Raw genomic sequence first — 5,608 nt, forward strand, 5'->3', positions numbered from 1 at the left:
TCGCCAGTGCAGCGTTCGAGGCCCACCGCGGCGGGCCCAGCGCGTCCGAGCTCGCGAGCGCCGATTTCCAGACGATCGAGGCGTCGATGACCGAGGGGCACCCGGGGTTCGTCGCGAACAACGGCCGGATCGGGTTCGGGGTCACCGAGCACGCCGCATACGCGCCGGAGGCGGCATCCGCGTTCCGCCTCGTCTGGGTTGCCGCGCGGCGGGAGCTCTCCCACTTGGCGCTCGGCGAAGGCCTCGACGAGGGCGCCTTCGTGCGGGGCGAACTCGGAACCGAGCAGCTCGCACGCTGGCGCGGGCGTCTGGAAGACCTGGGTCTCGACCGCGCCGAGTATCACTTGCTGCCGGTGCACCCGTGGCAGTGGGAGCACCGCATCGCCATCACCTTCGCGACCGACATCGCCCGCCGCGACCTCGTGTTCCTCGGTGAGGGCGCCGACGAGTATCTCGCCCAGCAGTCGGTGCGCACGATGTTCAACCGCTCGCGGCCGGAGCGCCACTACGTCAAGACCGCCCTCGCCGTGCAGAACATGGGATTCCTGCGCGGCCTCTCCCCCGCATACATGCGCGCGACGCCCGCGATCAACGACTGGGTGCGGCACCTCGTCGACGGCGACGCGACGCTGCGAGGCGCCGGGTTCCGCGTTCTTCGCGAGCGGGCATCGATCGGCTACACGGGCGATGCCTACCACCGCACCGCGGCGCCGTCCGCGCACCGCAAGATGCTCGCGGCACTCTGGCGCGAGAGCCCGGTTCCCCTGATCGCACCCGGCCAGCGGCTCGCCACGATGGCGGCCCTGCTGCACCGCGACGCCGCCGGCGCCTCGGTCGCCACCGCGCTCGTGCGGGCGTCGGGTCTCTCCGCGGAGGAATGGGTGCGCGCGTACCTGCGCTGCTACCTGCGCCCGGTGGTGCACTGCCTTCTGGCGCACGATCTCGCATTCATGCCGCACGGCGAAAATCTGATCATCGTCCTCGAGGGACACGCGCCTGTGGGGGTGTTCATGAAGGACATCGGCGAGGAGATCGCCCTCCTCAGCGAGCGCCCGGTGCCCGAGGCTGTGCGCCGCGTCGTCTCGCCGGTCGATGATCGCGAAAAGGCACTCGCGATCTTCACCGACGTCTTCGATGGCGTGCTCCGGCACCTCGCCGGCATCCTGCATGTCGACGCCACGCTCCCCGAGCAGCGGTTCTGGGCCCTCGTCGCGGAATGCATCGACGAGCACGCCCTCGACCACCCGGGGCTGACGTCTGGGGTCGACCTGCGCGCGGCATCCTTCGATCATTCGTGCCTCAACCGCCTGCAGCTGCGCAACACCCTGCAGATGGTCGACCTCGCGAACCAGTCCCAATCGCTGATCTACGCTGGGCGGATGGCGAATCCCGTCGCCGCGGTGGCGCGAGCCGGCGCCTGACGTGGCCGAACTCTTCCGCGACGACCTCGGAGTGCCGCATGTTCGCGCGTCCGACATCCTCTCCTTGGCACGGGCGCAGGGCGATGTCACCGCGCGAGACCGCGGCTGGCAGATCGAGGTCGATCGGCTGCGTGCCGAGGGGCGGCTCTCGTCGCTGATCGGCGAGGCCGGCCTCGCCTGGGACGTCTTCGCCCGCCGCGCCCGCCTCGATGACACCGCGAGCCGGGCGTTCACGGGGCTCGACCCGGAAGCGAGCGCATTCGTGCGCGCGTACACCGACGGCGTGCGCCGCGGCATGCGAGAGGTGGGATGCCGCGCCGCGGAGTTCCGGCAGCTCGACGAGCACTTCGGCGACCGCGTGCCGCTCGACGACTGGCCCGATCGGGCGCCGCTGGGCGTGCTGCACGTCGCCCATGCCCTCTTCTCGTCGTTCCCGGCGATGCTGTGGCGGGAGCGCGTTCGGCTGGCCCTCGGCGAGGACTGGGTCTCCGCGTTCGGCGCCGCCGAAGAAGGCGCCGCGGAAGAAGAAGGCGCCGGCCCCTCGAGCGGGTCGAACGCGTGGGCGCTGCACGGATCGCTCACGGCGAGCGGGCTGCCGATCATCGCCGGCGACCCGCATCGCGTCTTCGAGCTGCCCGGGGTCTACCAGCAGGTGCGGCTCGCGTGCGATGAGTTCGACGTGGTCGGTCTCGCGTTCCCCGGGGTGCCGGGCATCGCCCACTTCGGCCACACCGGCTCCGCGGCGTGGGGGGTCACCAACGCGATGGCGCACAGCGTCGATGTCTTCCGCGAGCGGCTTCGGCGTGAGGGCGATCACCTGCAAGCGCTGGGCCCCGACGGCTGGCGGAGAGTCGACGTGCGACGCTCGAGCGTCCTGGTACGGGGCGGACGGGCCGTGGAGGTCGAGGCGATCGAGACCGAACGCGGGCCCGTGGTCACCGACCTGCGCGAGACCTCGGGCGGTGAGCTGCTGGGGTGGTCGGTCCGAATGCCCGCACACGCCGACGGCAACCTCGGGATCGGGGCACTGCTGCCGCTCCTGCGGGCCCGCTCGGCGACGGATGTGCTCGCGGCGTTCGGGCGGTGGTGCGACCCGGTCAACCGCGTGCTCGCCGCGGATGCCCGCGGGGCCGTGCTGTCGGCGACCGTCGGGCGCGCGCCGGATCGGAACCGCCGCGAGCGCAGGCTTCCCCACGACGGCGCGTCGGAAGCGCCCGTGCCGGGGCGCCGGATGCCGCCCGCGCGCGTCGTCGTCGGCACCGCGGTCGACGCGAACGAGCGCCCCGCAGACAGCGCCGTCGACTTCGGCTGGCGGTACGCGTCGCCGCACCGCGCGGGGCGCATCCGCGAGCTGCTCGACGAACACCGGCCGTCCACCACCGACGACCTCGAGCCGATCTGGGCCGACACGCTCGTTGCCGTGTCCGAGCTGCGCTCGCTCCTGCCGGAGGGAGATCTGCCCCCGGCATCCACTCTCTTGCGCGACGCGCTCCGCGACTGGGACGCGCGGATGGACCGCGACTCCCCCACGGCCGCGCTCTTCGCCGCCTGGCGCGAGGCGCTCGTCGAGCGCCTGTGCGGGCACGCGGCGCTGGCGCCGCTGGCCGGACTGCACGGGTTCGGCGCGATCTTCGATCCATGGATGTCGGTGGAGGCACAGGTGGCGGCGGTCATCCCTCGCCTCCTCGCGCATCCCGCGATCGCGCCCGACGCGGAGGGCATCGTGCGGGCGGCGCTCGCCGCCGCGGCTGACGCACCCCCCGAGCGATGGGGCGACGGTCACCGGCTCCTGCCCGTGCACGTGCTGGCCGACGTGCCCGGCGTGACGGCGCCCGGCGCCGACCTCGCCGTTCCCCTGTCGGGCGACGGCGACGCCGTCCGCTGCACCGGATCCACGCCCGGTGTCACCCGCCGCAGCTGGCGCGGGTCGGTGGCCCGCTGGGCATGGGACCTCGCCGATCGGGAGCAGAGCCGCTGGAGTGTGCCGTTCGGCGCGTCGGGCGATCCGGCATCCGCCCATTTCGCCGACCAGCTCGACGGCTGGGCCGAGGTGCACCCTGCGCGCGTGGTCACCGACTGGGACCGCCTGACCCGCGACATCTCGTGGAATTGGGGCGAGGATCGTGCACGCGGCGACCGGCTCGCGACGGGTCGGCCCGGCGAGCTGTGCTTCACCGAGATCGACCCGGCCCTCGGTCGCATCGACATCACGGTGCTCGATCCCGAAGCGGATGCCGGCATCGTGCATGCCTGGGTCACGCAGCCTCGCGCGCGATTCTGGGGTCTCGGCCACCTCGGTCGCGACGAGCTGAGCGAGCTGTATGCGTACGTCGACTCGCTGCCGTCGCACCACGCGTTCCTCATCCGCCGCGACGGTACGCCCGTCGCGCTCCTGCAGACCTACGAGCCCGAGAACGATCCGGTGGGGCAGTCCTACCGCGTGGAGCCGGGCGATGTCGGCGTGCACTTCCTGCTCGGGGCCCGTGGTGCTCCGGTCAGCGGATTCACCACGCGCCTCACGGCGGTCATCACCCGATTCATGTTCGCGCAGCCGGGTGCCGATCGCATCATCGTCGAACCGGACGTGCAGAACGAGGCCGCACTCACCCGCATGGCGCGACTCGGATTCGAGCAGGGGCCCGAGATCGACGTCGACGGAAAGCGCGCCCGCCTGGCCTTCCTCTCGCGTTCGGCCTGGGCGCGGGGCCGGTGACAGCGGATGCCGTGAGTACACGTTTTGCTGTACCGTCGTGGATGTGCCCCTCACCACCGCATCCCTGACGCACACGGCCGCGCTGTCGCGGCTCGGCCACGCGCTCTCCGACTCGACGCGCGCGGGGATCCTGCTCGCACTCCGCACGGCTCCGGCGAATCCTTCCGATCTCGCCGACACGCTCGGGGTATCTCGGCAGGTCATGTCGAACCAGCTGTCGTGCCTTCGCGGGTGCGGGCTCGTGGAGGCGATCCCGGACGGGCGGCGAACCTGGTACCGCCTGGCCGACGGCCACCTCGCTCCCGCCCTCGACGAACTGCTGCGCGTCGTTCTTCTCGTCGAGCCGGAGTGCTGCACCGGCGACGGGTGCACGTGCTGATGAACGCCGAGACCGCCGTGACGCCAGCCCGCAGGGACATGCTGCACCGCCGCATCCGCCTCGTCGTCGCCGCGACCATCGGCTACAACATCATCGAGGCGATCGTCGCCATCGCCGCCGGCGCCGCAGCGTCGTCGACGGCGCTGATCGGCTTCGGGCTCGATTCGACCATCGAGGTCTTATCCGCCGCCGCCGTGGCCTGGCAGTTCACCCGGCGCGACCCGGAACGGTGGGAGAAGCCGACGCTCCGCGTCATCGCGCTGGCGTTCTTCGCCCTCGCCGCCTGGGTCACCGTCGCGTCGGTGGCGGCGCTCGTGGGCCGCGTCGAGGCCGAGCACAGCACTGTGGGCATTTTGCTCGCGGCCATCAGCGTCGTGGTGATGCCGGTGCTCTCGTACGTGGAACGTCGCGCCGGTCGCGAGGTCGGATCGGCCACCGCGGTCGCGGATTCGAGGCAGACGCTGATCTGCGCGTACCTCTCGGCGGCCGTGCTTGCGGGGCTCGCGCTGAACAGCCTGCTCGGCTGGTGGTGGGCCGACGCGGTCGCCGCGCTCGTCATCGCCGGCTTCGCCGTGCGGGAGGGACTCGAGGCGTGGAAGGGCGACTCGTGCGCGACGTCGATCGGCATGATTCTCGAGGCCGACGCGGAAGGTCAGGAGTGAGGCGCGGGTTCGCCTTCGCGTGGCAGTTCGTGCCGCATCCGGCCACTCACAGCGACCACAACAGCCACCCGAGCATCACGGGCCAGGCACCCACTGCCGTCGCTGGTCAGTCCGCGGCGCCGTCGACGTGGTACACGAACGAGCCGCGGTAGCTGAACACCTCGCCGATCCCAGGAGTGCGCACGCGGACATCCACCCGCTGCCGATCAGGTCGGGCCGTGTCTATGCGCTCGTCCAGCGTCACTGTGAAGAGCCTCGGCAGCGGCATCCGGATCCCGGCCACGCGAAGCCGACAGCGTCCTGAAACCATTCGCAGTCCGCCTTCGTGCACCGACACGTCCAGCTCGACTTCCAGCCCTCGTCGCCGTCCGAGCCGGTCGATCAGGCGCCCGTCGACGACGGCCATGGTGTCCTCCATCACACGGTTCGTGCG

Annotated in this window: 5 protein-coding genes; 4 read left to right on the forward strand and 1 reads right to left on the reverse strand. The window is 71.8% G+C overall.

The window, feature by feature from the left end; all coding sequences use genetic code 11:
- The 4 genes from VNT50_RS13445 to VNT50_RS13460 form a co-directional block, all read left to right on the forward strand.
- Positions 1 to 1,421, forward strand: a 1,421-nt coding sequence (locus VNT50_RS13445) for an IucA/IucC family protein (RefSeq protein WP_325485617.1), incomplete at its 5' end; no start/stop codon positions are given.
- Between the two features lies 1 nt (position 1,422).
- Positions 1,423 to 4,134, forward strand: coding sequence for a GNAT family N-acetyltransferase (locus VNT50_RS13450; protein ID WP_325485618.1), 2,712 nt, complete (start codon positions 1,423 to 1,425; stop codon positions 4,132 to 4,134).
- A gap of 43 nt (positions 4,135 to 4,177) precedes the next feature.
- A complete protein-coding gene (locus VNT50_RS13455) occupies positions 4,178 to 4,513 on the forward strand; it encodes an ArsR/SmtB family transcription factor (RefSeq protein ID WP_325485619.1) in 336 nt (111 codons plus the stop codon).
- Positions 4,513 to 5,175, forward strand: coding sequence for a cation efflux transmembrane domain-containing protein (locus VNT50_RS13460; protein ID WP_325485620.1), 663 nt, complete (start codon positions 4,513 to 4,515; stop codon positions 5,173 to 5,175). Before VNT50_RS13455 ends, VNT50_RS13460 begins: the two co-directional genes overlap by 1 nt.
- 106 nt (positions 5,176 to 5,281) lie before the next feature.
- On the opposite strand, the gene VNT50_RS13465 is transcribed toward VNT50_RS13460, so the two are convergent.
- The coding region (locus tag VNT50_RS13465) for a DUF4166 domain-containing protein (protein WP_325485621.1) at positions 5,282 to 5,608 on the reverse strand (327 nt) is incomplete at its 5' end.

The organism is Microbacterium sp., from assembly GCF_035554235.1.
Classification (GTDB): domain Bacteria; phylum Actinomycetota; class Actinomycetes; order Actinomycetales; family Microbacteriaceae; genus Microbacterium.